Below are 23,523 nucleotides of genomic sequence, written 5' to 3'. Positions count from 1 at the left end.
TCAACCGGCCGCGCTTGTTGAAACGATCAGCGGGCCGCGGTCCAGCCCTTGTAGTCCTTGAGGTTCTCGGCGGTGATCAGCTTGGGATCGAGCAGCACGGTGGCTTCCGCCGGCTTCTTGCCGGCCAGCAGCTCGGCCGCCATGGTCAGCGACTGGCCGGCCATCACATAGGGATCCTGCGAGGCAGAGGCCTTGATCATCGACTTGCCGGAAGCGAGCTCCTTTTCGATATCGGGCGCGCCGTCGACCGCGGTGATGATGAATTCCGAACGGTTGAGCTGCTTGGCGGCAAGCTGCGCGCCGATCGCCGTCGGATCGTTGATGGCGAACACCGCGTCGATCTTGTCGAAGCGGGTGAGCAGCGACTGGAACACCTTCAGGCCGCCGTCGCGCGAGCCTTCGGCATTCTGGTCGTCGGAAAGGATCTTGATGTCGGGATGCTGCGCGAGCACGTTCTTGCAGCCCTTCACCCGCTCCAGGATCGACGACGACGCCGGGCCGTTGAGGATGACGTAGTCGCCCTTGCCGCCAGTGTTGTCGACCAGATACTGGCAGGCCTCCTCGCCGGCCTTGACGTTGTTGGTCATCACGGTGACGTCGGCGCCCGGCGCCGAAACGTCGAACGCGGCAACGATGACGCCGGCGGCCTGCGCCTTCTTCACCGCCGGTGCGATCGCCTTGGCGTCGACCGCGTTGAGCATGATCACGTCGACGCCGGCAGCGATGAAGGAATCGACCTGCGAAACTTGCTTGTTGAGGTCGTAGTCGGCCGATACCGACGTCACCTCGACCTTCGGGTTGATCTTCTTGGCCGCGTCCTCGATGCCCTTGATGGTGGCGACGAAGAAGGGGTTGCCGAGCAGGCCGACAGAGATGCCGACCTTGTTGAGATCCTTGGCCGATGCCGGCGCGATGGCGACGGCCGCGAATGCGGCGCCGCAGAGCAGTTTGGCGATGGTCTTCATTACGCTTACTTCCTCCGATTGCCCGCGCCTCTCACGGTGCGTTACACAAGCCGGCATTTACGCCGGCGACCAGGTCACTCACGTTCTTGCCCCTGCCTGAAGCCTGTAGCGGTCGAGGGCGACCGCCACGATGATGACCAATCCCTTGATGATGTACTGCCAGATGTCCGAGACACCGGCCAAGATGAGCCCGTTGGAGAGCACCGCGATGATCAGGCCGCCGATCAGCGTGCCCCAGATCGAGCCGACGCCGCCGACAAAACTGGTGCCGCCCAAAATCACGGCGGCGATGGCGTCGAGCTCGTAGGACTGCCCGAGCTGCAAGCCGTTGGCGGCGTAGAGCCGTGCCGCCGACATGGCGCCGCCGAGGCCGGCGAGCAGGCCCGAAACGCCATAGACGAAGAGCAGCACCAGCGGCACCTTGATGCCGGTCAGCCGCGCCGCCTCGGCATTGCCGCCGACGGCGTAGATCCAGGTGCCGAGCACCGTGCGCTTGAGCACCAGCCAGGACAGCACCACCACCGCCAGCGCGATGACGACCAGCCAGGGAATGCCGAACAGCGAGCCATTGCCGATGAAGTCGAACGGCAGGTCGGAGTTGAACACGGTCGTGTCCTGCCCGAGCAGGCGGGCAACGCCGCGCACCGCCGTCAGCGAGCCGAGCGTGACGATGAAGGGCGGCAGCTTGATGTAGGCGACGAGCAGCCCGTTGATGAGGCCGAAGCCGAGGCCGACGAGAATGGCTGCCGGCACGCCGAGCAGGCCCCAGTCCGGCACCAGCGACACCAGCACCGCCACCATCGCCGAGGCGGCAAGGATGGAGCCGACCGACAGGTCGATGCCGCCGGTCAGGATGACGAAGGTCATGCCGGCGGCGAGCACGATGTTGATCGACGATTGCTGCGTGACGATCAACAAGTTGGTCTGGGTGAGGAAGCGGGGATTGATGAACTGGAAGCCGCCGGCCAGCAGCACCAGCACCGGCAGCATGCCAAGCGCGGCGAAAACGGTGCGCAGCCGCCGGCTCCTGACCGCCGCCTGGTCCACTGCCGCCGTCCCGGTCGTCTTGTCGGTCGTTCTGTCGATCATTCCTGGGCCGCTCCCGTCGCAAGTTCCATGATCGCTTCCTGACGAAGCGGCTCGCCCCCGGATGCCGTCACCTCGCCCGATATGGCGCCGTCGCGCATCACCAGCACGCGGTCGGCGACGCCGATCACCTCGGGCAATTCGCTGGAGATCATCAGGATGGCGATGCCCTGGTTGGCGAGATTGTCGATCAGCCGGTAGATCTCCGACTTGGCGCCGACATCGACGCCGCGGGTCGGCTCGTCGAGGATGACGACCTTCGGCTCGGTCTCCAGCAGCCGGGCGAGCAGCACCTTCTGCTGGTTGCCGCCCGACAGCGAGCCGGCATTGGCCTGCGCCGAGCGGGTGCGGATTGAGAGGTCCGCAATGGCCTTTGCCGCACGTCTCTCGGCGGCGGTGAAGTCGCGGAATCCGACCGCCCGCGCGTCCCTGGCCAGCACGCCCATGCTGATGTTGTCGGAGATCGACATGTCGAGGAACAAGCCGAGTTCCTTGCGGTCCTCGGTGAGGTAGGCGATGCCGGCGTCGAGCGCCTCGCGCGGCGAGCCGATGGAGATCGGTTTGCCGTCGAGTTCCATCGTGCCGGCGCTTCGCTTGTCGGCGCCGAAGATCAGCCGGGCGAGTTCGGTGCGGCCGGAGCCGACGAGACCGGCCAAGGCCAGCACCTCGCCCTTGTGGAGATCGAACGAACAGTTCTTCAGCAGCCGCCCGTCGGACATTCCGCGCACCGAGAGCGCGACCGCGCGCTTCTCGTCCGGCGGGCGATGATCCTTCTTGTAGAAAGCCGAGAGGTCGCGGCCGACCATCATCGACACCAGGCGCGAGGCGTTGAGATCGGCGCGCTCCAGCGTGCCGACATAGCCGCTGTCTCGCAGCACACTGACTCGGTCGGCGAGCTGGTAGACCTCTTCCATGCGGTGGCTGATATAGATGATGGCGATGCCTTGCGCCTTCAGCGTCGCGATCACCTCGAACAGGCGGTCGGTCTCGCGCGAGGTCAGCGACGTCGTCGGCTCGTCCATGACGATGATGCGCGCATTGGTCGACAAAGCGCGGGCGATCTCGACCAGCTGGCGCTCGCCGAGCGACAGGCTGGAGACCAGGACGCGCGCCGAGAAGGAGACGCCGAGCCGGCCGACGATCTCGCTGGCGCGCCGGTTGCATTGGTCACGATCGACGACGCCGAAGCGGCGCGGCTCATTGCCGAGAAAGATGTTTTGCGCCACCGTCAGATTGGGGGCCAGCGACAGCTCCTGATAGATCACCGCGATGCCGGCAGCGCGCGCCTTGATCGGATCGCCTGTCGCGGCGGGCACGCCGTCGATCAGGATCTCGCCACCGGGATCTGGCCGATAGGCGCCCGACAGCACCTTCATCAGCGTCGACTTACCGGCGCCGTTCTCGCCCATCAGCGCGTGCAGTTCGCCGGCATGGACGCTGAGCGACACATCGTGCAAGGCGCGGATCGCACCGAAGGTCTTGGAGATGTGGCGCATCTCCAGCACTGGCTGGCGTGTCGTTTCGGGCTTGGCTGTCGCGGTCATCGCGCGCCTCCCGCCGCTTTGCCCGCCGTGCCGCGGCCGGCGACAAGATCGCGCCAGTCGTCGCGGTAGCCGGCAAGGCCGGTGAAGCGCGCCGCTGTCACCGGTCCCGGTACCTCGGCGGCGAATTCGCGCCCGACACTCTCGAAGGCGAGCGCTGCCGCACCCGTGGCGCTGCCTTCCAGCGAGGCGCCCTGCATAAAGCCCTGGCCGGGACGCAGCTGCGCCAGCAGCCCGGCCAGCAGTCCGCCAGCGTTCAGCCCGCCATCGACGATGACAGTGTTTTGCGAATGGATCAGGTCGAGGCAGAGATCGACCATCAGTGCGACATAGAGCAGTGCCACGGCCGCGCGCTCCCCGGCATCGGGCATGCGCCCAAGCAGTCGGCCGGGACGATCCGGCATCGGCCCGCCCGGCGCGAAGCTCGGCAGCGCCATGATGCCGGCGTCGATTGCCTGCTGGATCGAGCCATTCGGGATCGCGCCTTGCCAACCATCGCTGATGACGGAGAATTCGCGCCCACCCATGAAGCGGATGGTCGGCACCGGGCCGCCGTCGACATCGACATTGACAAGCATGTCGCGGTCCCGGTCGAGCACCTCGAGCGGGCAGTCCGGATTGAGCACGACGACCCAGGTGCCGGTCGACACCACGGTCAGCGGGCCAAGCTCCTGCCGGCGATAGGCATGGAGAGCCGCATTCGAATCGTGGACGCCGTTATGGATGGCGACCGGCCGCGCAGCGCCGCCAAGATGCCGCTCGCCGATGACGGCGCCGGCACGCGCGAAGGCCGGCATCCGGCCGCGCCAGCCTTCGGTATCGACCAGCGAGGAAAAGTCACGCTTGCGCGGCGCCCACAAATGCGAATGGCAGCCGAGATAGGATACTTCCGAAACCGGCCTGCCGCCGAGACGCCAGCTCCAGTATTGCGGATAGCCGAGGATCGCTGTCGCCGCCGCGAATGCGTCGGGATCGACCTCCTGCAGCCACAGCATATGGCGGCCATAGTTGAAACCGAGCGGCAGGCGCGGCGAGAACGTCTCGGCAAAATCCGGAATGCGGGGATCGATCCGAGCGGCGATCTCGGCCGGCGGCTCCTGCTCGTAGTCGAGAATCGGATGCGTCAGCGCCTCATCGTCCACCAGGGCAAAGGTGCAGCCATGGCCGGATACCATCACCCCTTCGACACCATGGTTGTCGACCGCGTCAGTGACGGCACTGAGCGCCCAATCGTGGAGGTCGGCCTCGTCAAGCACGCTGAAGCCGTTCTGGCGCGTCCATTTCGGCTGGGTCCGGCGCTCGTCGAGAATGCGTCCGTCCTGGCTGAAGACGAACAGCTTCGAATTGGTCTTGCCGAAGTCGAGCACCGCCAGTTTCATGGGACGGCTCCCAAGGTGGAAGCAATCCGCACCATGACGCCGGCATCTTCCAGCATGCGTGCATCGGTATCGGAGAGGCCATCATCGGTGATCAGCGTGCCGATGCGCGACAGCGGCAGCGAGACATTGCGCGCGTGGATGGAAAGCTTGCGGCTGTCGGCCAGCACCACGATCTGGTCGGCGCACAGGCTGAGATCGACGATCGAGCGCACCAGCAGCGGGTGCGACTCCAATAGCCCTTCCTGATTGAGACCTTGCGCGCCCAGAAAGAATTTCGAGGCGTAGAAGGGGGTGGCCTGGGTCGGCGAATGGATGATGCCGGGTTCGCGATGCAGCTCGCCGCCGGCAACCGTCAGGCTGCAATGGCCGTGATCGCTGAGATAGGCCGCGAGCGGCATCGAGTTGGTGTAGAGCCGGATGTTGCGCTCGGCGAGCTTGACGCCGAGATGGAAACAGGTCGAGCCGCCATGGACGATGACCGCATCGCCGTCGCGCACCATGGTCGCGGCAACGGCCGCGATCTGCCGCTTGGCCTCGACGGCGAGGTCACGGTTCTCGTCATAGGGCCGGGCATAGGCAACGCCCGCATGGGAAGCGCCGTCGAGCGCCGAGATGCCGCCATAGACCTTCCGCGCTTCCCCGGCTTCGTCGATCCTGTCGATATCGCGCCTGACCGTTGCCGCCGAAACACCGAGCCGCTCCTGCAGCTCGCGCACCGAGGCGAACGGGCGGTCCCGCAGCAGTTCGACGATCTGACGCTGGCGGCCGAAGTCGCTCAACACTTTCCTCCCGAAAAGCCATTTTCCCGCGGCATTTGGTGCAACTTACTCAACATTAGTCGGATTGCAAGATGTTTTGAGGATAGTAGATCACTGTTGACGTAGATCACTCATATCTGCGATATCTCCGCCAGATGTCGGTCCCGGCGACGGGATTTCGTGCAGGGAGAGGAAGGCGCCATGGCAAACCAGGCTGATGCACAGGAACTGGCTGCCTTGCGGGCGCTTTCGGCCGGCATCGGGCTGAACCCGCACATGACCCAGGCCGCCGGCGGCAACACTTCGCTGAAGGCCGGCGACACGCTGTGGATCAAGGCTTCGGGCACATGGCTGAAGGATGCGCTCAGCGACGACATCATGGTGCCGGTGGCGATGGCGCCGTTGCTCAAGGCAGTCGAAGAGCGCAATCCGGCAGCCGACAAGCCGCAGGCCTTTGCCATCGATGAACTCAATCCGCGCGGCCTGCGCCCATCGATCGAGACCACGGTGCATGCATTGATGCCGCAGCGCGTGGTTCTGCATGTCCACTGCGTCGATACGATTTCGCTTGCCGTGCAGGCCAATGGCGAGACCGAGGTCGCCAGGCGGCTGGACGGCATCGAATGGGCCTATGTCCCCTATTTCCGTCCAGGTCTGCCGCTCGCCCGCGGCATTGCCGAGAAGCTGCGGCCCGGTGTCGATGTGCTGATCCTTGGCAATCACGGACTGGTCGTCGCCGCCGAAACCGTGGCCGAGGCTGACCTCCTGCTGCGCCGTGTCCGGTCGCTGCTGGCGCGACCGGCACGCGTTACCGCCGCGCCAGACATCGCGGCCCTGACAACGCTTGCCGGCGACAGCGTCTACCGATTGCCGGCGGATATCGAGGCGCATGCGGTCGCGCTCGATCCGGAAAGCCGCCGCATGGCCGAGGCCGGCAGCCTCTACCCCGACCATGTCATCTTCCTCGGCCAGGGCTCGGTCGTGGCCGAGCCAGGCGAGGACGCGGCCGGTGTCATCGCGCGGCTCGGCGCTGCTCCGGTGGCGATCCTGTTTCCCGGCGCCGGGGTCCTGATGCGCGGTGACGCCAGTGCCGGCGCCGATGCCATGCAGCGTTGCCTCGCCGACGTGACGGCACGCGTCGACGTGGCGGCGCGTCTGAACTATCTCACTGCCGCCGAAAACAACGAACTGGTCAACTGGGACGCCGAGCAGTATCGCCAGAAGCTCAACGCGGCCGGCGGCTAGCAGAGGACTGAGATGACGCCCCTTGTGATCGGCATCGACATCGGCACATCGGGCGCGCGCGCCGTCGCCATGCGTCCGGATTTTTCTATCGCCGGCCAGTCCTCTGTCCGCCTCGACACGTTCAGCCAGGATCCACGCGCGCCCTCGGCATGGTGGCAGGCGGTCCAGGCGGCGCTGACGGAGCTGCTTTCGGGCATCGACGGCGCCGCGGTTCGCGCCATCGCCGTCGACGGCACGTCGGGCACGCTGCTGCCGGTCGACGCCGCCGGGCGGCCGCTGGCGGAACCGCTGATGTACAACGACAAGGTCGCCGACGACGGCATCCTGGCCGCGATCGCGCGCGAGGCGCCGGAGGCAAGCGCCGCACACGGGGCGACGTCGGGCCTCGCCAAGGCTTTGCTGTTCCAGCATCTGCCCGGCATCGCGGCAGTGCTGCACCAGGCCGACTGGATCGCGGGAAACCTGTCCGGACGTTTCGACATCAGCGACGAGAACAACGCGCTGAAGTCGGGCTATGATGTCGAGGCCCGGCGCTGGCCGGACTGGATCGCGGCCGCCGGCATGCGCATGGGCTTGCTGCCGCGCGTGGCAGAGCCCGGCGATGTCACCGGCACCCTCACCCCAGCCATGGCGGATCTGTTCGGCCTGCCGCGCGACGTGGCCGTGGTTGCCGGCACCACCGACGGCTGCGCCTCGTTCCTGGCGACCGGCGCTACGGCCGTCGGCGACGGCGTCACCGCGCTGGGATCCTCGCTGACCATCAAGATCCTGTCCGACCGGCCTATCTCGGCGCCGCGCTTCGGCATCTACAGCCATCGCCTCGGCGACACCTGGCTGGCGGGCGGCGCATCGAATTCCGGCGGCAAGGTGCTGACCCAGCATTTTCCGCTCGCGCGGATCATCGAACTCAGCGCGGCGATCGACCCGACGACCGAAACCGGCCTCGATTATTATCCGCTCGGCACGGCAGGCGAACGGTTCCCGATCGCCGATCCGGCCCTGCCGCCGCGCCTCACCCCTAGGCCGGCCGACGACGCCGACTATCTCAAGGCAATGTTGGAGGGCATGGCCGCGATCGAAGCGCTCGGCTACGGCCGGCTGGCAGAGCTTGGCGCACCGGCGCTGACATCGGTCAGGAGCGTCGGCGGCGGTGCGGCAAATCCGGCATGGACGGCGATCCGGCAGCGCAAGCTCGGCGTCGATTTCCTGCCCACGCTGTCAGACGAAGCCGCAGCCGGCACCGCGCGGCTGGCGCTAAAGGGTGCAAACAAGCAGGGACTCCTATGAGCGCGAAAACAATCGAACGTCTCGACGGCATCGCGCCGCTGGCTGAGCGTTACCAGGTCTTCCTGCTCGACCAGTTCGGCGTGCTGCATGACGGCCAGGCTCCTTATCCCGGCGCGGTGGCGGCATTGTCGGCGCTGAAGCACGCCGGCAAGACGGTGGTGCTGATTTCCAATTCCGGCAAGCGCGCCAGGCCCAACGAGGAGCGCCTGCTCAAGCTCGGCTTCGTCGCCGGAAGCTGGAACCATTTTGTGTCGTCCGGCGAGGTGGCATGGCGCTCCTTCAATGACATGGCGGCATCGGGAAAGCTGCGGCCGGGGACAAAATGCCTGCTGATCAGCCGCGACGGCGACCGCACGGCGATCGACGGCCTGCCCTTTGTACTGACCGAGGCCGGCGAAGACGCCGAACTGGTGCTGATCTCGGCCAGCGAGGGCGACCGCTACGAGCTCGACCACTACCGCAGGCTGTTTGCTCCGGCGGCGGCACGGCAGGTGCCATGCTTCTGCACCAATCCCGACAGGGTCATGCTGACGGCGGTCGGCCCCCGCTTCGGCGCCGGCGAACTCGCCGATCTCTACGAAAGCCTTGGCGGCAGCGTCACCCGCATCGGCAAGCCCTATCCAGCGATCTTCGACGCCGCGCTTGCACTGGCCGGCGAGCCGGACCGTGGCAGCGTGGTCTGCGTCGGCGACAGCGTCGAGCACGACATAGCGGGCGGAAATGGCGCCGGCGTCGCCACGGCGCTGGTGCTGAGCGGAATCCTGGCCGACACATCGGATCTTGCCGCCGTTTTCGACGAACAGCAGGCCTGGCCGGACTACATCACGGCTTCCTTCAGCTTCCGCTGACCGCATCGAGCATGCGCCTTGCGCTTTCCTCGTCGGTGATCAGGATCGTCGGTGCGATCAGGTTCATGGCGCCGAGCAGGGCCGCTGTCTTCTCCTCACCGCCGGAAGTGAGGATGCGGATCGGCGCCTTGCGCAGGCGATCGACATCCACCGACATCACATGACTGTTGACGGGATGGTCGACCAGATCGCCGTTGCGGTCGTAGAAATGGAACAGAAGGTCGCCGACGGCGCCACGCGCAAGCAGCGCCTCCCGGTCCGCTTCCTTCAGAAAGCCGCCGCGCGAGAAGGTGGTGGCAGAAGCGATGCCGCCAACGCTCAGCAGGACGGCATCGAGCGCGTCGGCCATTTCGAAAATCTCCTGCAGGCCGCAGCGCTCGACCAGCGCGATCTTGGTCTCGACGCTGTCGACCACGGCCGGTGTCGGCATCAGATAACCGTCACCCTGGAAGATCTGGGCGAAGCGCCACGCGAACTCGGCCGGGTTGACCCGGCGCGCGACGCCAACACCGCCAAGCAGCGATATCACGCTGAAATCGGTCAGCGATTTGGCGCTGATGAACGGCAAAGTGTGGAACAGCGTCACTCCCCAGCCGACACCGACCCGCATGCCCGATTTCATCGCATCGGACAGGAACATGCCGGTCTTGGCGGCGATTGCCGGGATCGGATCGGCATTGGTCGCCGTCAGCGGCGCCACCAGCGCCTGCTGCAGGCCGAAGGTTCTTTCGAGCGCACGCTCCAGCCGCACGATCTCCAGGAGTTCGCTCTCGATGGTGATCTTCACCTCGTTGCGCGCGCGGGCCTCCGCAAGCATGCGCACGATGGTGACGCGGCCGACGCCGAGCACGTCGGCGATCTCGTTCTGCGTCATCTGCTCGACGAAATACATCCAGGCGGCGCGGATCCTGAGGCGATCCGTCCGGCTCTCGCTGGCGACCTGCTCGGTCGCTTCGGCTCCTATCCGCCCCTCGTCGGCCCGCCCCTCTCCGGTTTGTCGTCGCCTGCCCAAATCATCCCTCCCCCGCAGCGATGGACCAGCACGCCATCGCCGATTCTGCATGCTGTTTTAGTATCGCCTATTGATCTGCCAATCGATAGGAACAATGTAGTGTTGTTGGCCGACCGTTGCTGACGGCCCTCCATGGCACTTTCGAGGTGACCCGCAATGCTCCGACAAATCTCCGAAGACGTTCGCGTCAACCTGAAGGACCGGTTGCGGGAAGTCCGCGACATCATCCGCCAGAGCCGCCATGACGGCACCGGCGACGCCAGCCTCCTGCGCGAAGCCACCAGCCACCTGCCGCCATTTCCGGGCAAAGGCATCGAAGGCCTGCTCAGCCACGCCGCGAGTGCCGTCGACGAAGCCCTGTCGATCGCCGAATCCTTTGTCCCGCACGAGCGACCGATCAAGGTCGACGGAACGACCGTAAAGGGCCTCGGCACCTATTTCCCGGCCGGAAACGAGGACCGGCAGTTGAGCGCGGAGCGCCTGTTCCGGCGCGACATGTACTATCTGACCAAGGCGGTGCTTGCCGGGCTGAAGATCGACAATGCCCGTATCCATGAAGCCGATTTCGCCGCCGTCCATGCCACGATGCGCAAGCGGCATGGCGATCTGCTGGCCGCGCTGACCGCGCCCGGTGCCGGCCTGCAGGCGATCGCGGCCACCTGCTCGGCGCTGCTGGTCGAGTGCCTCGCCCAGCGCCCGGTCCGTTTTGGCGAAACCGCCCCGGAAACGACGGCTGCGGGTGACCGGGCACTCGACATAAGCTGTCTGGCACCGGTCGTTCTGGCTTGCGGCCTGGCGACGACCGGCCGCGACGGCGCCCCGGAGCCCGACATGCTGGAGATCGCGATCCTGGCGGCCGATATACGTCACGACCGCATCGTTCAGGCCTGCGGCAGGGCGAGCCCGGTCGCTGAACTGACCCCCGTCTTTGCCACCTTGCTTGCGCATTTGCCATAGCTCAGGGATTTAGTCCCCGGCCATGGCCGTGATGGTTTTCTTGGCGCGCTGGATCGAGGCCGGGCTCATCGAAAGTTCGGTCAGCCCCATCTCGACGAAGGTGGGAATGAGATCCGGCCGCCCGGCCGCTTCACCGCACATGCCGACCATGATGCCGGCCGCGACGCCAGCCTTGGCCGTGAGCTCGATCGCCGACATGACGGCCGGATTGGTGACGTCGTTGAGCTTGGCCACCGTAGGGTTCAGCCTGTCGGCAGCCATGATGTACTGGGTGAGGTCGTTGGTGCCGATCGAGAAGAAGGCCACTTCTTTTGCCAGCGCCGGCGCGATCAGCACGGCGGCCGGGGTCTCGATCATCACGCCGAGGTCGAACGTTGCGTAAGGCACGCCTTCGGCCTTCAGTTCGGCGGCGCATTCATCGACCAGTGCGCGGGTGCGCGTGACTTCGGAAATATCGGACACCATCGGCAGCATCACCTTGATGTTGCCGTGCACGGCTGCCCGGAGCAGCGCCCTGAGCTGGCGCTTGAAGATGTCGGGCCGGTCGAGGCACATGCGGATGCCGCGCCAGCCGAGGAAGGGGTTCTCCTCGTCGGGAAACTCGATGCCGGCAATCGGCTTGTCGCCGCCGATGTCGAGCGTGCGCACGATGACGGGGTAGGGCGCGAAGGCATTGGCCAGCGCCGCATAGGTCTCGGCCTGCATGTCCTCCGAGGGGAGATGCATGTGGCGCATGAACAGAAGCTCGGTGCGGAACAGGCCGACGCCCATCGCGCCGGCTTCCTGCGCCGCCTCGATCTCTTCCAGCGAGCCGATATTGGCGGCGACCTCGATAACCCTGCCGTCGGCGCGCTTCGGCGTCACGGTCTTGAAGACGCTAAGCCCGGCACGCTCCCTTGCCGCCGCCTCGACGCGGCCGGCGAAATCGGCGCGCACCGCCGCATCGGGATCGACGATCACCTGGCCGCTGTTGCCGTCGAGCGCCACCTCTTGGGCAGCACGCAGGGCATTGACCTGGTTACCGAGGCCCAGCACCGCTGGAATGCCATGCGAGCGGGCGATGATGGCGATGTGCGAGGTGGCGCCGCCATGGCCGCAAACCACCCCGCCAATGCGTTTCAGCGGCGCGCGCGCCAGATCCCAGGCGCCGATGTCGTCGGCGATGAGAATGGCGCCTTCGGGAATGTTTTCGAGGCTGACGTCGTCTTGGCCCAGCAGCACCAGGCAAATCTGCCGCCCGACGGCATGGACATCGTCGGCCCGGGCATTGAGATAATGATCGTCAACGGCGCTGAAGTCGGCGGCGATGGTGGAGGCGGCGGTGATGACGGCCGAAACCGCGTCATTGCCGCCCCTGATGGCTTTTTCGGCCTCGCCGGTCAGGCTGTCGTCGGCGGCGATATCCCTGAGCGCGGCGACGATGCCGCGATCTCCGGCCGACAGGCTGTCCTGCGCCAACGCCCGGTCCATGCGCGCCTGGACCGCGGCAATGGCGGCGCGGAACCTGTCGATCTCGCCGGCGATCTCATCGGCCTGCAACAGGCGGCCTTGCCCGGCAATGTCAGGCGGGAAATGCGCGAAGGCCGGCCCGATGGCGACACCTTCGCTCGCGGCGACGCCGCGCAGACCCCTGGCTTCGCTTGATATCGCCGGCGCGGAATGAGCCGCCGATGCAGGCGCGCCTTCGTGCCCGGCATCGTTCGCGGGGGTCTGCGGTTCTTCATCGTCGAGACCGGCCTTGGGGTTTTCCAGATAGCCGATCAGCGCCTCGATGGCCTCGATGGCGTCGGCGCCGTTCGCCCGCACCGTGACTTCCTGGTTTTCCTTGACCGCCAGCAGCATCAGCTTGACGGAGCTCTTGGCGCTGACCGCCTTGCCGTCCTTGACCAGCTCGACATCGGATTCGAAACCCTTGGCGAGCTTGACGAACCGCGTGGCGGGACGGGCGTGCAGACCTTCATGCACTCTGACGATGGTCGAGCGTTCCATAGCAAATACTCTGCTTTTTTGAGCGCCAAAACCAGATGGGTCGCGGCGCGATGCTTTCAGGCGGCGATGGTGATGATCGCGTCTGTCTTCAGGGCGGCCACAAGGGCCTGTGTATCGACCTGCGATGCGCAGATCTCGCCCGGCCTCTCGGCCTCGCTGGCGCCGTTGAAGGAGATGACGACGTGGCCCATCTCGAGGACCTTGCTCCATGCGCTGGAGCCGACCGCGGTTATGGTCGCGGAAACATCGCCAAGGGAGATCGACGCGCCCTTCTGGGGCGCGCCGTCGCTGGGTCCGTGCTCCATCTTGTGGAGCACGGAAACCTCGGCGAGCTCCGGCGGCGAGCCATCCGCGAACAGGATGACCACGCCCCCTTCGGCAAGATCCGCCACTTCGGGTCCGATGGCTGTGACCCGTGTTCTCAACAGAACCGTCATATGGCGAACCTCATTTTCCAACTCTCCTGAGATAGAGTGGCTTATCGCTTTATGGAAACGGCGAGCCACTCTATCTCTTTTGTTTTGAAGCAATTCCGGACGGAAAACCGTGGAACACTTTTCCTGGAATTGCTTCTTAGAACACGATCAGGCTGACGACCCAGGCGATCAGCACCGAGACCGGACCCATGATCTGGCGGCTGATGAGCACCGCCGGCACACCGATTTCGATCGTCTTCGGCTTGGCTTCGCCCAGCGCCAGGCCGACCGGAACGAAGTCGCAGCCGACCTGGGTGTTGTAGGCAAACAGCGCCGGCAGGGCCATCGCCGGCGAAATCGTGCCGTTGGCGATCTGCGGACCGATGATGGCGACGCCGATGACCTGCGCGATGACCGCGCCTGGCCCGAGGATGGGCGACAGGAACGGCAGGCCGCAGATCGCCGAGATGATCAGCAGGCCGACGATGTTGTTGGCCAGCGGTCCCATCGGCTGGGCCAGCACGTCGCCGATGCCGGTGTACAGGATCAGGCCGATGAGCATGGTCACGAAGGCCATGAACGGCAGCACGTTGCGCACGACCTGGTCGATGGTGCGGCGGCCGGAATTGAAGAAGATGCCGACCACACGACCCATGACGCGGCCGATCGAGCTGATCAGGCCGATAAGCCCGCCTTCGCTCGGCAGCGGCTGTGGTGCCGCGGCTGCATTGCTATTGCTTGAACCCATCGATGCTGCTCCCCCCGCAGTGGTGACCGTTTCGGATCCGTCCGCCATTGTGACGTTGGCCGGCTTCACGCCCGAAACGTAGATGTCTTCCGTGATGAACTGGGCGAGCGGCCCAGCCTGGCCGACCGGCGTCAGGTTGACGGTCGGGATGCGCTTGCGCGGGTAGACGCCGCAGCGGGCGGTACCGCCGCAATCGACGACGACGACCGCCATCTCGCCTTCGACAGGCGGCGCCTTGAAGCCGTCGACAGCCGTGGCGCCGGTCATGTCGGCGATGAGCTGTGCCACGGGATGGATGCCGCCTCCCGTAACGGAGACGATCTTGTCGCGCTGCGCGGTTGGCTCGATGACGAGCGGGCCGCCCCAGCCTGTGTTGCCCCTGGAAATGCGTACGGCTTTGTATGTCTTGGCCATGTTGTCCTCCCCGCCCTTACAGCTCTACGCCTTGGCGGCGTGCCATGATGGCGGTGATGCGCTCGGTCAGCATGCCCTTGAGCAGGATGACGACGAGGCCGACGATGGCGTACCAGATCGCCACCTTGACGTGGTAACCGGCAACGACCGCACCCTTCTTTTCCAGCTCCAGCAACGCGACGAGAATGCCGCCCCAGACGAAATATTCGCCGGGATTGATGTGCGGGAACAGGCCAAGCGGCGGGTGCACGTAGGACACGGCCGCGTCATAGAAGGCCGGCTTGTGCTTTTCTTCCAGGAACGATCCGAACGTATAGGCCATCGGATTGGTGAGGAAGAACACCGCCAGCAGCGGCAGCAGCGTGTAGCGCGTCAATGCGATACGGCCCGCGCCGCGCGCCAGGCCGTGCACGCGTTCTTCGCCGACCAGCTCGGTGACGGCATAGAAGGCGGTCATCAGCACCACCAGCGTCGGGATGATGCCGGTGACGAAGCCGGCGAACACTTCGCCGCCCTTCTGGAAAATGCCGATGAAGTATTTGCCGATGGCGGTCAGCCAGCCGAGCTGCTCTTCCTGCTGGACTTCTTTCAGCTTTTCCTTGAACTGATCGACTGTGATCGGTCCGCTGTCCGCCTGTGCGAGGACAACGAGATGGTCGGACGCATGCTCGACGGCGAGCTTGCCATGCAAAGCAGCATCCGAGACCATGGCACCTGCGACATGCAGATTGTGCACGGCCATGTCGGCATGCTGCGCCAACAACGAAAATACAGACATTTCTCCTCCTTATGCCGCCCGCCGGTTTATCCCAGTCGGTGCGCGGCGTGCTTTAGGCCCTTGCTACGTTCAAACCGGATAGGCCCGGCTTCTTCCCCGGCTCCGACCGTGCTTTGTCGATCTGCTCGATCGCGCGCTTCACGGCCTCGGCCACACCGGGTTCCCCCTCCCCCATGATTGCAGGGTTGGACCGGAGTCGATCGAGGGCAACGCCCTCGAATTCTTGAAATCTCTTGAATTTGGTGAAGACGGAACGGCCGCTCATCACCATCACGCGGCGCACGACCAGGTCAGGCGTCACCACAACCAGCGCGATGGTGCCCTTGGCCAGCCGGCCGCGAAAATTGCCGGCTCCGACAAAGCCATCCTTGTACTGGTCGGTGACACCGCGGAAGACATCCGAATAGTGCCGCATCTGCAGCCAGACGCCGAGCGACTGCAGCGCCCACACAATAACCAGCAGAAGCAGTCCCCACTGCCAAATCGCCATTCGGTTCTCCTCCCGAAGCCTCAGTTGAAGCTCACCTTGGACCGGCGCGCGACAACAGCAAAGTGAGAACATTTGTTTCCGCGAATGTCAATATGTATGATATTGACCCTGGTCACGGTCATCCACAGGGCCGTCGGCCGATTTCGGCGGCGGCACGGCTGTGCTAGCCTGTGACGAAACGGGATGCGTGAAATGGAACTGCCCTTCAGGGACGAACTGGCCCTCATGCCCGACCTGCGCCACCGGTTGCGGCAGCTGCGCTGGTTCCGCGCCACCTTCCGCGGCAGCGCCAAGGTGGTCTCGGACACGTTCGGCGTGCGTTTCGAGATCGACGAGGCGAAGCTGACCCGGGCTTTTCTCGACTGGGTCGAGATCATGGAAGAGCAGAAGCGCTTCGCCGCTGTCGACCGCGCCGACTTCATCGTCTTTGCCGCCGGCCTCGTGCTGCGCGAATTGATCAAGCAGGCGCCGGCCAGGGAAATCTCGGGCCTCGCGCAGCTAATCGAGACGGACCAGAATGCCGGCACGCTCGAAATCATCCGCTTCTGGCCAGAAGGGTTCCTCTACACCAACTACTGCGTCTCGGTCATTTCGGCGATCTACGAGCAGGAATTCGGCACGGCACCCAGCATCGACAAATGTGCCGACGATCTGCGCACCTGGTGGTCCTATCGCGAGAATGTCACCGAGATGCCGGCCTACGCGGTGGCTTTCCTCGACCGCTTCCTCGGCGCCGAACCGAACTGGATCACGCCGGACCGCGCGCAGTCCCGGCAAGCCATGCAACGGGCGCTCGGATCCGCCCGCGCCAGCGACGCGCTGCGCCAGCTTTGACCCCGCCAAAAACAGCGCGCTATTGAACATTTGACTTTTTGCCGATAGCGATGTGCGAAATCGAGTCCGGAGAGAAGCGCGTGGCGCGACCAAGGCCTATCATTTTCGATTGCGACGGCGTTCTCGTCGACAGCGAGCCGCTGGCCGCCAAGGCCTACGAGCGCGTCTATGAAAAGCACGGCATGCCGGGCGTCCATGGCGGCATCATCGCCCAGTGCGTCGGCATGAAGCAGTCCGACATCATCACCCGAATCGAAGAGTTAACCGGCCACCAGTTTCCCGCTTCGGCGGCCAGCGACATCTGGGCCGAGACCAAGATCCTGTTCTCCGAGGAATTGAAGCCGACACCAGGAATTGCCGCGTTCTTGGAAACGCTCGAGGGCGACCGCTGCGTTGCCTCGTCATCGTCGGTTGAGCGCATCAACCACAGCCTTGCCGTCACTGGTCTGGCAGGGTTTTTCGGCGACGCGATCTACAGCTCCTCGATGGTCAAGAACGGCAAGCCCGCACCCGACATCTTCCTGTTCGCCGCCGCCAGGATGGGCGCCAATCCGGCGGATTGCATCGTCATCGAGGATTCCCCCTTCGGCATCCAGGGCGCGGTCGCCGCCGGCATGACGGCGATCGGCTACACCGGCGGCGGCCATACCTATGCCGAGCATGGCGCGCGGCTGACGGCGGCCGGCGCCGATTTCGTCTGCGCCGACTGGCATGAAGTTAGCCGGCAATTGTCTGGACTCGGCGTGCCCGCCTAATTTAGCGGTTAGAGCAATTCTAAAGAGGCCGCGGCCATTGGCTCCGTGGGATGACGGCGCCGACACGGAAGTTGAACGACAAGACCCTCGTCGCCTCGGTGTCGACCTCGCACCGGAAGCTCAGCTGGTACCAAGTGGTCATCGTGCTGAAGGCGGCCTCCGGTCGGCTGAGAACGTTGCCTGCCTTGAGCGGAATGGTTGGCAGCCATTTGGGAGAATAGTCGGCCTGCTGCAATTCCTGGTTCAGTACGTTGGCGCAAAGGTTGGCAATGCGCTGATCGCGCGGCACGTTCTCCATGGAGCTTGTGGCGAACGCATTGCCGGTTGCCCCTTGCGAGTAAAGCTTTCTGACGCCCGGAAGGCCGGAATAGATCGGCGATCCCGCAACCTCGTTGTTCGTCGAACCTGGCTTCCCTGCATCCCCGCCTGGGGCCTTCAAGGCTCTTGCGGATTTGAACTTCATAGGCTTTGAAGGTTTGGGCTTTGCCTTTTCGGCCGAGGCTGGAGGCGCCGGCTTACCACCCGTCTCAGGCGGCAATGGCTCTGGCGTCACGGCCGCTTGCTTTTCGGCGGGTCGCGGTGCGACCTCCGGCGGCTGTTTGTCAGTGCCCTCGGCCGCCTGCTTCTCCTCGCTTTGCGCGGGCTTTTCGTCCGGCGCAACGGTGGCTGGCTTTTCGTCCAGCTTGCTGGGCTCTGCCTTCTGTTGTGGCGTTGCAGCCGTGGCAAGCTCGGTCGGCGTGGGTGTCGGTGCTACAGGCGGCTTCGCCGCCTCATCCTTGGCCGGCGACGGCGTGTTGGGCTTGGCGCTGCCACCGTCGAGCGATTTCTCCGGCCCGGTATCTTTCTGGCCGTACTGGAAAACGCGCTTCAGAACCTGGTCGTTTGGTGGTTTCGGCGGTTCCGGAGGCGGCTTTTGTTCAGGCGGCTTTTCAGCCTTCTTCTCAGGTTTCGGCTCCGGTGGCTTTGGCGCAGGTTTCGGCTTAGGCGTCTCGGGCGGCGGCACGATCGCGACATTGACCGGCTGCTCCTCCAGCGGCTGTGGGGGAGGCACGCGCAGGCCATAAACCAGCAGCGCCGCGATAAGCGCGTGCAGGATCAGCGATGCGGGAATGCCCCACAGCAGATTCCGACGCCGTTCTCGTGCCTCGTCCTTCATCCTGACCGATGTGGAATGAAATAGCGGCGGCTTCAAGCATAAGCACAGGATTGGCGCAATTTGGCCGCTGACAGCTTGGTGATCTGGATGATCACGCGCAGAAGATCAGCCCAGAATCCCGTCCAGAAACCGTTCGTCCAGCCGCGTTTCGCCAAACCAGTTCAGCCGGTTGATGCTGACGAAGCCGGCATCGATCGCCGCGTTATCGTCGCCCGGCTTGCTTGCATGGGCACGACCGCGCGGCACGGTGATGACGGTGAGATCGCCGTCGCTCTCCAGGATTTCGGCCGTCCGGCCGATCTTGTCGCGGCCTATGCGCGGCTGACGAATCTCGGCTGGCAGCGAAGTCGGCAGGTTGACGCTGAGCCAATGTCCCTCGCTCGTCCAATCCCCGCGCGATTGCCACAATGAAGCAATCAACGTGCCGAGCCAGTGGTCGTCGCCATCGGTGAAATCAGGATTCTTCACACGCGAAAAGCCGATCGCCGGGACGCCCCAGAAGGTCGCTTCCCGCGCAATGCCGAGCGTGCCGGAATAGGCGAGATCCTCGGCGACGTTGCGGCCGTCATTGACGCCCGACAGCACGAGGTCCGGCTTCTTCTCATCGGCAAACAGCCATGTCATCGCGCTCACCACGCAATCGGCCGGCGTGCCGGAGCAGGAGTACCAGTTCGGCTTGATGCGCCGCATTGTCAGCGGCCTCGCGATCGTCAGCGACGACCCGGCGGCGGTGCGCTTGCCATCGGGCGCGACCACCCAGACATCGTCGCTCAGACCAATCACCGCGTTGACGAGACGGGCAAGTCCCGACGCTTCGATGCCGTCATCGTTGCAGATCAGGATTCTCATTGTTCGCTCCCCAGAGCATGATGCCGAAAAGTGTGAAGCGGTTTTTCGGACGACATCATGCTCGATCTCCTTAATTTAGAGCCGGCACCGCGATGCGTTGGCCGGTACGGCATTGGGTGCGCAGCGACGGGATGTGGCTTTTCAGGTCATCCAGGAGATCGGTGGTGCAGGAATGACCGAGCGCGTCGGGCCGTCCCGCTTTCTCCCAGATACCGACATTGCCGGAAAGCGTCGGATGGGTGGGCATGCGCACCCAGTCCGCACGGCCGGCCTTGTGCAGGAGATCGCCCGGTGAACCGGCGGGCAGATGTCCGGTAAGAAGCACCGGCAGTCCGGCCTGGTCGGCGCGCGGCAGAAGGTGCGACGACGGACCGGCGGCGCCCATGCCGTCATCCGCGAGCAGCGGCAGAAGCGGCAACGGATCCGCATCGGTCCAGTCGGCGGCACTTGCCAATCGGGCACGCAGCAGTTCGCAAACGCCGGGCAGCAAAGCCGCCGTGGCGCCGATCTGCGCTTCCAGCGACGTGCGCATGCCGGCATGGACGGCAAACGGCCCCGGCAAGGCCGCGATCAGTTCCAGCGATCGTCCCGACAGCGGCGTCGGCAGCAGGCACCCATTTGAATGCCTTGCCACCCATTGCGAGATTTCGCGTGCCCGGACCGCGCCCGGCACAGGATCGGCGCCGTAGGAGGCATCGAAGACCAGAAGATCGCAGTGCGGGATCGTGTCCATGGCGAAGACATTGCTGTCCGGTACGACATCGGCCGAATAGGCGACACGGCTTTTCCCGTCATCGATGGCGAACCAGACGCCGCCCACGACATGCCCCGACCGTCCCGTCCTGATCGCCAGATTGCCGCTTTTCAGCGTGTCGCCGGGTTCGAAGATTTCGATACGATCGTCTGGAATTGGAAAACGCTTGAAGTCCGCGGGATCGGCATAGGCGGCAAGTGTCGCCGGCGCCTCGTCGCGGGTCTCGGCCGTCATGAAGATCGGGCCGGCATAGCCGCGCGACAACAGCCAGCTCAGCGCACCGACATGATCCTCATGCGCATGCGAGACAAAGACCGCGTCGATGCCGGCAACCGAACCGTCGAGCGCCGGATAGTATTCCGCCCCCGTCGCGCCAACCTTGATGCCGACATCGAGCAGGATGCGATCACTGCCGCTGCTGACTGCGAGGCTGGTGCGGCCCTTTTCGCCAAAGCCGCCAAGCAAATCCAGCATCATCACGGTGCGGCCCCCGGGATCAGCCAGCCGGACTTTATACGCAGCCGTGCCTGGGCTCCGCTCTCCAGGACCACCGGATCGGGCTGTTCGAAATGCAAGGTGAGATCGGGACCGGCGGAAGGCGTGAATTCGATGCGCGCGGCACCTCCCTGGTAGATCACCCGCTTGACGAGGCCGTCAAAGCCGGGTCCGTCAGGCGAAACGTCGAGATCGGCGGAGCGGCAGCATATCTTTGCGCCGGCGCGTGGCTGCTCGCCGGCCCGGCAGCGCACAACCAACTCGGTTCCGAGAACCCTGACCTTGCAATGACCGGCATTTTCGGCACTCAGCACATCGGCAGGGAGCAAAATTCCTTGCGAGATGAAGGAAGCCACCATCTCATTTGCCGGCTCATGATAGAGTTCGCGTGGCGTCGCCAGCTGCGCAAGGCGCCCGTGATCCATCACCGCGATGCGGTCGGCCAGCGCCATCGCCTCGGCCTGGTCGTGGGTGATGTAGACGATGGTCGTGCCCGTGCGCTTGTGGAAGGCGGCGAACTCGTTTTCCATCGAGGCTCTCAAATGCACGTCGAGATTGGCGAGCGGCTCGTCGAACAGCACCAGCGACGGCGCGGCGACCAGACAGCGCGCCAAGGCAACGCGCTGACGCTGGCCGCCGGAGAGATTGGCGGGCCTTCGATCGCCCAAGCCCTGCAGGTTGACCAGGGTGAGTGCATCTTCGACCTTCCGGCGCGCCACCGCTTTGTCGAGCTTCGCCACTTTCAGCGAATAGCCGATGTTTTCGGCGACCGTCATATGCGGCCACAGCGCGTAGTTCTGGAAGACGATGCCGACGCGCCGCTTTTCCGGCGCGACGCTGCCGCCCTTGGCCGACACGATTTCGCTGCCGATGCGGATCTCGCCTGACGTGACCTTCTCGAATCCGGCGACGAGCCGCAGCAGCGTGGTCTTGCCGCAGCCGGACGGCCCGAGCACCGCCAGGAACTCGCCGTCGGCGACGTCGATCGATACGTCCTTCAGGGCGTCGAAATCGGCGAAGCTCTTGGTCACATGGTCCAGGGTCAGTCGCGCCATGGCAGAACTCCACTCGGAAGATGAGGGGCAAGCAGATTGGTCACCAGCATCAGCACGAAGGTGACCGCGACCGTGATGACGGACATCGCCGCCGCGTAGTTGGAATCGCCGCCCTGCTCGAAGGAAAACATTACGACGCCGATCGTCTCCGACCCGGACGACCACAGCAGCGCCGAGACGGTGAGTTCGCTGAGCGCCGTCATGAAGATCAGCAGTCCGCCCGCGATCGCCGCCGGCGCCACCAGTGGAAAGATGATGGTGCGCATGCGCGTGAACAGCCCGGCGCCCGCCACCTGCGCCGCCTCTTCCAGCGCCCGGTCGATCTGGTGATAGCCGCTGATGGTCGGTCGCAGCGCCAGCACCAGGAAACGGGCGAGGTAAGCGTAGAGGATGATCCAGACCGTATTGTAGAGCTGGATGCCGGTCAGCGGGATCGGCCGCAGGAAGAGCAGCAGCGAGGCGATCGCCAGCACCACGCCGGGCAAGGCATAGGGCAGCTCCACCGACAGATTGAGCAGCCGCACCCAGCGCTGCTTGCCCCAGGCGATCAGATAGCCGATCGGCACGGCGACGAGCACCGCGAAGAAGGCCGCCGCGATCGACAGCCAGAAACTGTTGAAGAAGGCGCGGCTCGCCGCATCGTGCTCGAACAGCACGAAGCGATAATTGTCGAGCGTCGCCGTCTTGGCGGTGAGCGCAATGCCGTAGCCGGGCACCAGCGAGGTCAGCACCAGCCCGAACAAGGGCAGGAACAGCACCAGCACGATCAGCAGCCACATGCCGGCCTGGACGGCGGGGCCCCAGCGGCCAAGCTCGTAGGGTTCGGCCGGCAGCGAGGTGGAGCTGATGCGGTAGTCGCGGCGGCGGCTCATGAGCTCCTGGGCGAGAATGCCCGCCATGGCGATGACACCGATCAGCACCGACAGGAAAGCCGTTTCGCCAAGCACGGCGGGGCCGCCGCCGGCCAGCTTCTGGTAGATGAGCGTCGGCAGCACGAGATAGTTGGCGGGAATGCCGAGAAAGGCCGGGATGCCGAAATTGCCGACGCAGGAGACGAAGGCCAATGCCGCCGCGGCCATGATCGACGGCGTCATCAAGGGCAGCACGATAGTGACCAGCACGGTGAACCAGCCGGCGCCGCCGGCGCGTGCCGCCTCGACCAGTTCGCGCGGCAGCTTGCGCAGGCCGGCACGCACGAGCAGGAAGACCAGCGGACCATATTGTACGCCGAGCAGCAGGATGATGCCCGATGTCGAATAGAGCGGATTTTTCGTGCCGAGCGGCGGGGCCGCGCCGAACAGCTTGAGAAACGGACTGGCCGGGCCGAACAGTTGCAGCCAGGCCAGCGCCGTCACCTGCGGCGCGATCATCAGCGGCATGACATAGCAAAGCACCAGCGCGCTCCGGCCGCGAATGTCTGTCAGCGAGACGAGAACTGCCACCAGCGTTCCCGACAGCACCGCAAGGAGGGTGCCGCCTATGCCGATGACCAGCGTGTGTCCGGTGGCGATCCAGGTCGCCGGGCTTCTCAGCCCGGCCTCGATGGCCACGGTCGACATCGTGCCGCCAGGCGCCACGATCTCCTTGAGGAGCCGCAGCATCGGCAGCAGGGAAAGCAGCACAATGACGACGGCCACCGCCGCCGTCAGGGCCGTTTCCTGGCCCCGACTTTCCCTTATCCGTGTGGACATGATTGATTTTCCTGAGATCGA

The 23,523-nt window shown here is 65.0% G+C and carries 22 protein-coding genes; 6 read left to right on the top strand and 16 right to left on the bottom strand.

What is annotated here, in order from left to right; all coding sequences use genetic code 11:
* Nucleotides 1–26: 26 nt before the first annotated feature.
* The 5 genes from LB577_RS09585 to LB577_RS09565 all read right to left on the bottom strand — a co-directional run bounded on the left by LB577_RS09585 (nt 27) and on the right by LB577_RS09565 (nt 5,750).
* Entirely contained in the window at nt 27–965 is a 939-nt protein-coding gene (locus LB577_RS09585) for an ABC transporter substrate-binding protein (protein ID WP_224686523.1), read from the bottom strand.
* Nucleotides 966–1,043: 78 nt separating this feature from the next.
* Entirely contained in the window at nt 1,044–2,054 is a 1,011-nt protein-coding gene (locus tag LB577_RS09580; RefSeq protein ID WP_140573246.1) for an ABC transporter permease subunit, read from the bottom strand.
* Nucleotides 2,051–3,595 (bottom strand): sugar ABC transporter ATP-binding protein, encoded by a 1,545-nt coding sequence (locus LB577_RS09575; protein WP_224686522.1) that lies wholly within the window; start codon nt 3,593–3,595, stop codon nt 2,051–2,053. The genes LB577_RS09580 and LB577_RS09575 overlap by 4 nt, the downstream gene beginning before the upstream one ends.
* The gene (locus LB577_RS09570; RefSeq protein WP_224686521.1) at nt 3,592–4,971 is read right to left on the bottom strand and encodes an FGGY-family carbohydrate kinase; all 1,380 of its coding nucleotides are present in this window, start codon (nt 4,969–4,971) and stop codon (nt 3,592–3,594) included. The genes LB577_RS09575 and LB577_RS09570 overlap by 4 nt, the downstream gene beginning before the upstream one ends.
* Complete coding sequence (locus LB577_RS09565; RefSeq protein WP_013892742.1) at nt 4,968–5,750, bottom strand: DeoR/GlpR family DNA-binding transcription regulator; 783 nt, start codon at nt 5,748–5,750, stop codon at nt 4,968–4,970. The genes LB577_RS09570 and LB577_RS09565 overlap by 4 nt, the downstream gene beginning before the upstream one ends.
* Before the next feature lie 180 nt (nt 5,751–5,930).
* On the opposite strand from LB577_RS09565, the gene LB577_RS09560 reads away from it, so the two are divergent.
* The 3 genes from LB577_RS09560 to LB577_RS09550 are packed head-to-tail and all read left to right on the top strand — an operon-like array spanning nt 5,931 to nt 9,109.
* A complete protein-coding gene (locus LB577_RS09560) occupies nt 5,931–6,974 on the top strand; it encodes a class II aldolase/adducin family protein (protein ID WP_224686520.1) in 1,044 nt (347 codons plus the stop codon).
* A gap of 12 nt (nt 6,975–6,986) precedes the next feature.
* Nucleotides 6,987–8,261 carry an FGGY-family carbohydrate kinase gene (locus tag LB577_RS09555; protein WP_224686519.1) on the top strand — a complete coding sequence of 425 codons (1,275 nt, stop codon included), beginning with the start codon at nt 6,987–6,989 and terminating at the stop codon, nt 8,259–8,261.
* Entirely contained in the window at nt 8,258–9,109 is an 852-nt protein-coding gene (locus LB577_RS09550) for a TIGR01459 family HAD-type hydrolase (protein ID WP_224686518.1), read from the top strand. Before LB577_RS09555 ends, LB577_RS09550 begins: the two co-directional genes overlap by 4 nt.
* On the opposite strand, the gene LB577_RS09545 is transcribed toward LB577_RS09550, so the two are convergent.
* Nucleotides 9,096–10,121, bottom strand: coding sequence for a sugar-binding transcriptional regulator (locus tag LB577_RS09545; RefSeq protein ID WP_224686517.1), 1,026 nt, complete (start codon nt 10,119–10,121; stop codon nt 9,096–9,098). The two genes, LB577_RS09550 and LB577_RS09545, sit on opposite strands and share 14 nt — an antisense overlap.
* Nucleotides 10,122–10,277: 156 nt before the next feature.
* Between LB577_RS09545 and LB577_RS09540 the strand changes: the two genes are divergently transcribed.
* Nucleotides 10,278–11,078, top strand: coding sequence for a hypothetical protein (locus LB577_RS09540; protein ID WP_224686516.1), 801 nt, complete (start codon nt 10,278–10,280; stop codon nt 11,076–11,078).
* Nucleotides 11,079–11,087: 9 nt separating this feature from the next.
* On the opposite strand, the gene ptsP is transcribed toward LB577_RS09540, so the two are convergent.
* The 5 genes from ptsP to LB577_RS09515 all read right to left on the bottom strand — a co-directional run bounded on the left by ptsP (nt 11,088) and on the right by LB577_RS09515 (nt 15,913).
* Nucleotides 11,088–13,067, bottom strand: coding sequence for a phosphoenolpyruvate--protein phosphotransferase (gene ptsP, locus LB577_RS09535; RefSeq protein WP_224686515.1), 1,980 nt, complete (start codon nt 13,065–13,067; stop codon nt 11,088–11,090).
* Between the two features lie 56 nt (nt 13,068–13,123).
* Nucleotides 13,124–13,504 (bottom strand): PTS glucitol/sorbitol transporter subunit IIA, encoded by a 381-nt coding sequence (locus LB577_RS09530; RefSeq protein WP_224686514.1) that lies wholly within the window; start codon nt 13,502–13,504, stop codon nt 13,124–13,126.
* Nucleotides 13,505–13,640: 136 nt separating this feature from the next.
* Complete coding sequence (locus LB577_RS09525) at nt 13,641–14,645, bottom strand: PTS glucitol/sorbitol transporter subunit IIB (RefSeq protein ID WP_023776824.1); 1,005 nt, start codon at nt 14,643–14,645, stop codon at nt 13,641–13,643.
* Nucleotides 14,646–14,661: 16 nt separating this feature from the next.
* Nucleotides 14,662–15,423: a PTS glucitol/sorbitol transporter subunit IIC gene (locus tag LB577_RS09520; protein ID WP_013892733.1), complete on the bottom strand. Its 762-nt coding sequence runs from the start codon at nt 15,421–15,423 to the stop codon at nt 14,662–14,664.
* 52 nt (nt 15,424–15,475) lie between these two features.
* Entirely contained in the window at nt 15,476–15,913 is a 438-nt protein-coding gene (locus LB577_RS09515; RefSeq protein WP_013892732.1) for a transcriptional regulator GutM, read from the bottom strand.
* Between the two features lie 192 nt (nt 15,914–16,105).
* Here LB577_RS09515 and LB577_RS09510 point away from each other — a divergent pair, with 192 nt between their 5' ends.
* Nucleotides 16,106–16,747, top strand: a complete 642-nt coding sequence (locus LB577_RS09510) for a hypothetical protein (protein ID WP_023763811.1) — start codon at nt 16,106–16,108, stop codon at nt 16,745–16,747.
* An 80-nt stretch (nt 16,748–16,827) separates the two neighbouring features.
* Nucleotides 16,828–17,502, top strand: a complete 675-nt coding sequence (locus LB577_RS09505; protein ID WP_224686513.1) for an HAD family hydrolase — start codon at nt 16,828–16,830, stop codon at nt 17,500–17,502.
* Nucleotides 17,503–17,521: 19 nt separating this feature from the next.
* On the opposite strand, the gene LB577_RS09500 is transcribed toward LB577_RS09505, so the two are convergent.
* From LB577_RS09500 to LB577_RS09480, 5 genes are all read right to left on the bottom strand, one after another.
* Entirely contained in the window at nt 17,522–18,658 is a 1,137-nt protein-coding gene (locus LB577_RS09500) for a DUF930 domain-containing protein (protein WP_224686635.1), read from the bottom strand.
* Nucleotides 18,659–18,763: 105 nt separating this feature from the next.
* Complete coding sequence (locus LB577_RS09495) at nt 18,764–19,507, bottom strand: 5'/3'-nucleotidase SurE (protein WP_224686512.1); 744 nt, start codon at nt 19,505–19,507, stop codon at nt 18,764–18,766.
* A gap of 70 nt (nt 19,508–19,577) precedes the next feature.
* Nucleotides 19,578–20,738 carry an MBL fold metallo-hydrolase gene (locus LB577_RS09490; RefSeq protein WP_224686634.1) on the bottom strand — a complete coding sequence of 387 codons (1,161 nt, stop codon included), beginning with the start codon at nt 20,736–20,738 and terminating at the stop codon, nt 19,578–19,580.
* Nucleotides 20,738–21,811: an ABC transporter ATP-binding protein gene (locus LB577_RS09485; RefSeq protein ID WP_224686511.1), complete on the bottom strand. Its 1,074-nt coding sequence runs from the start codon at nt 21,809–21,811 to the stop codon at nt 20,738–20,740. Before LB577_RS09485 ends, LB577_RS09490 begins: the two co-directional genes overlap by 1 nt.
* On the bottom strand, nt 21,799–23,502 hold the full coding sequence (locus LB577_RS09480) for an ABC transporter permease (protein ID WP_224686510.1): 1,704 nt from the start codon (nt 23,500–23,502) through the stop codon (nt 21,799–21,801). Before LB577_RS09480 ends, LB577_RS09485 begins: the two co-directional genes overlap by 13 nt.
* Between the last annotated feature and the right edge of the window lie 21 nt (nt 23,503–23,523).

It is taken from the genome of Mesorhizobium sp. B283B1A, assembly GCF_020165735.1.
Classification (GTDB): Bacteria; Pseudomonadota; Alphaproteobacteria; order Rhizobiales; family Rhizobiaceae; genus Mesorhizobium; species Mesorhizobium opportunistum.
The sequence above is the reverse complement of the archived record's forward strand: the minus strand, read 5'-3'. Positions and strand labels throughout refer to the sequence as shown.

Excerpts from the sequence above, each read along its gene's own strand:
- LB577_RS09500 (WP_224686635.1), bottom strand. The coding sequence starts at position 18,658 with ATGAAGGACGAGGCACGAGAACGGCGTCGGAATCTGCTGTGGGGCATT.
- ptsP (WP_224686515.1), bottom strand. The coding sequence starts at position 13,067 with ATGGAACGCTCGACCATCGTCAGAGTGCATGAAGGTCTGCACGCCCGT.
- LB577_RS09560 (WP_224686520.1), top strand. The coding sequence starts at position 5,931 with ATGGCAAACCAGGCTGATGCACAGGAACTGGCTGCCTTGCGGGCGCTT.
- LB577_RS09485 (WP_224686511.1), bottom strand. The coding sequence starts at position 21,811 with ATGGCGCGACTGACCCTGGACCATGTGACCAAGAGCTTCGCCGATTTC.
- LB577_RS09570 (WP_224686521.1), bottom strand. The coding sequence starts at position 4,971 with ATGAAACTGGCGGTGCTCGACTTCGGCAAGACCAATTCGAAGCTGTTC.
- LB577_RS09510 (WP_023763811.1), top strand. The coding sequence starts at position 16,106 with ATGGAACTGCCCTTCAGGGACGAACTGGCCCTCATGCCCGACCTGCGC.
- LB577_RS09520 (WP_013892733.1), bottom strand. The coding sequence starts at position 15,423 with ATGTCTGTATTTTCGTTGTTGGCGCAGCATGCCGACATGGCCGTGCAC.
- LB577_RS09530 (WP_224686514.1), bottom strand. The coding sequence starts at position 13,504 with ATGACGGTTCTGTTGAGAACACGGGTCACAGCCATCGGACCCGAAGTG.
- LB577_RS09580 (WP_140573246.1), bottom strand. The coding sequence starts at position 2,054 with ATGATCGACAGAACGACCGACAAGACGACCGGGACGGCGGCAGTGGAC.
- LB577_RS09525 (WP_023776824.1), bottom strand. The coding sequence starts at position 14,645 with ATGGCCAAGACATACAAAGCCGTACGCATTTCCAGGGGCAACACAGGC.
- LB577_RS09495 (WP_224686512.1), bottom strand. The coding sequence starts at position 19,507 with ATGAGAATCCTGATCTGCAACGATGACGGCATCGAAGCGTCGGGACTT.
- LB577_RS09555 (WP_224686519.1), top strand. The coding sequence starts at position 6,987 with ATGACGCCCCTTGTGATCGGCATCGACATCGGCACATCGGGCGCGCGC.
- LB577_RS09490 (WP_224686634.1), bottom strand. The coding sequence starts at position 20,738 with ATGATGCTGGATTTGCTTGGCGGCTTTGGCGAAAAGGGCCGCACCAGC.
- LB577_RS09585 (WP_224686523.1), bottom strand. The coding sequence starts at position 965 with ATGAAGACCATCGCCAAACTGCTCTGCGGCGCCGCATTCGCGGCCGTC.
- LB577_RS09540 (WP_224686516.1), top strand. The coding sequence starts at position 10,278 with ATGCTCCGACAAATCTCCGAAGACGTTCGCGTCAACCTGAAGGACCGG.
- LB577_RS09550 (WP_224686518.1), top strand. The coding sequence starts at position 8,258 with ATGAGCGCGAAAACAATCGAACGTCTCGACGGCATCGCGCCGCTGGCT.
- LB577_RS09480 (WP_224686510.1), bottom strand. The coding sequence starts at position 23,502 with ATGTCCACACGGATAAGGGAAAGTCGGGGCCAGGAAACGGCCCTGACG.
- LB577_RS09515 (WP_013892732.1), bottom strand. The coding sequence starts at position 15,913 with ATGGCGATTTGGCAGTGGGGACTGCTTCTGCTGGTTATTGTGTGGGCG.
- LB577_RS09575 (WP_224686522.1), bottom strand. The coding sequence starts at position 3,595 with ATGACCGCGACAGCCAAGCCCGAAACGACACGCCAGCCAGTGCTGGAG.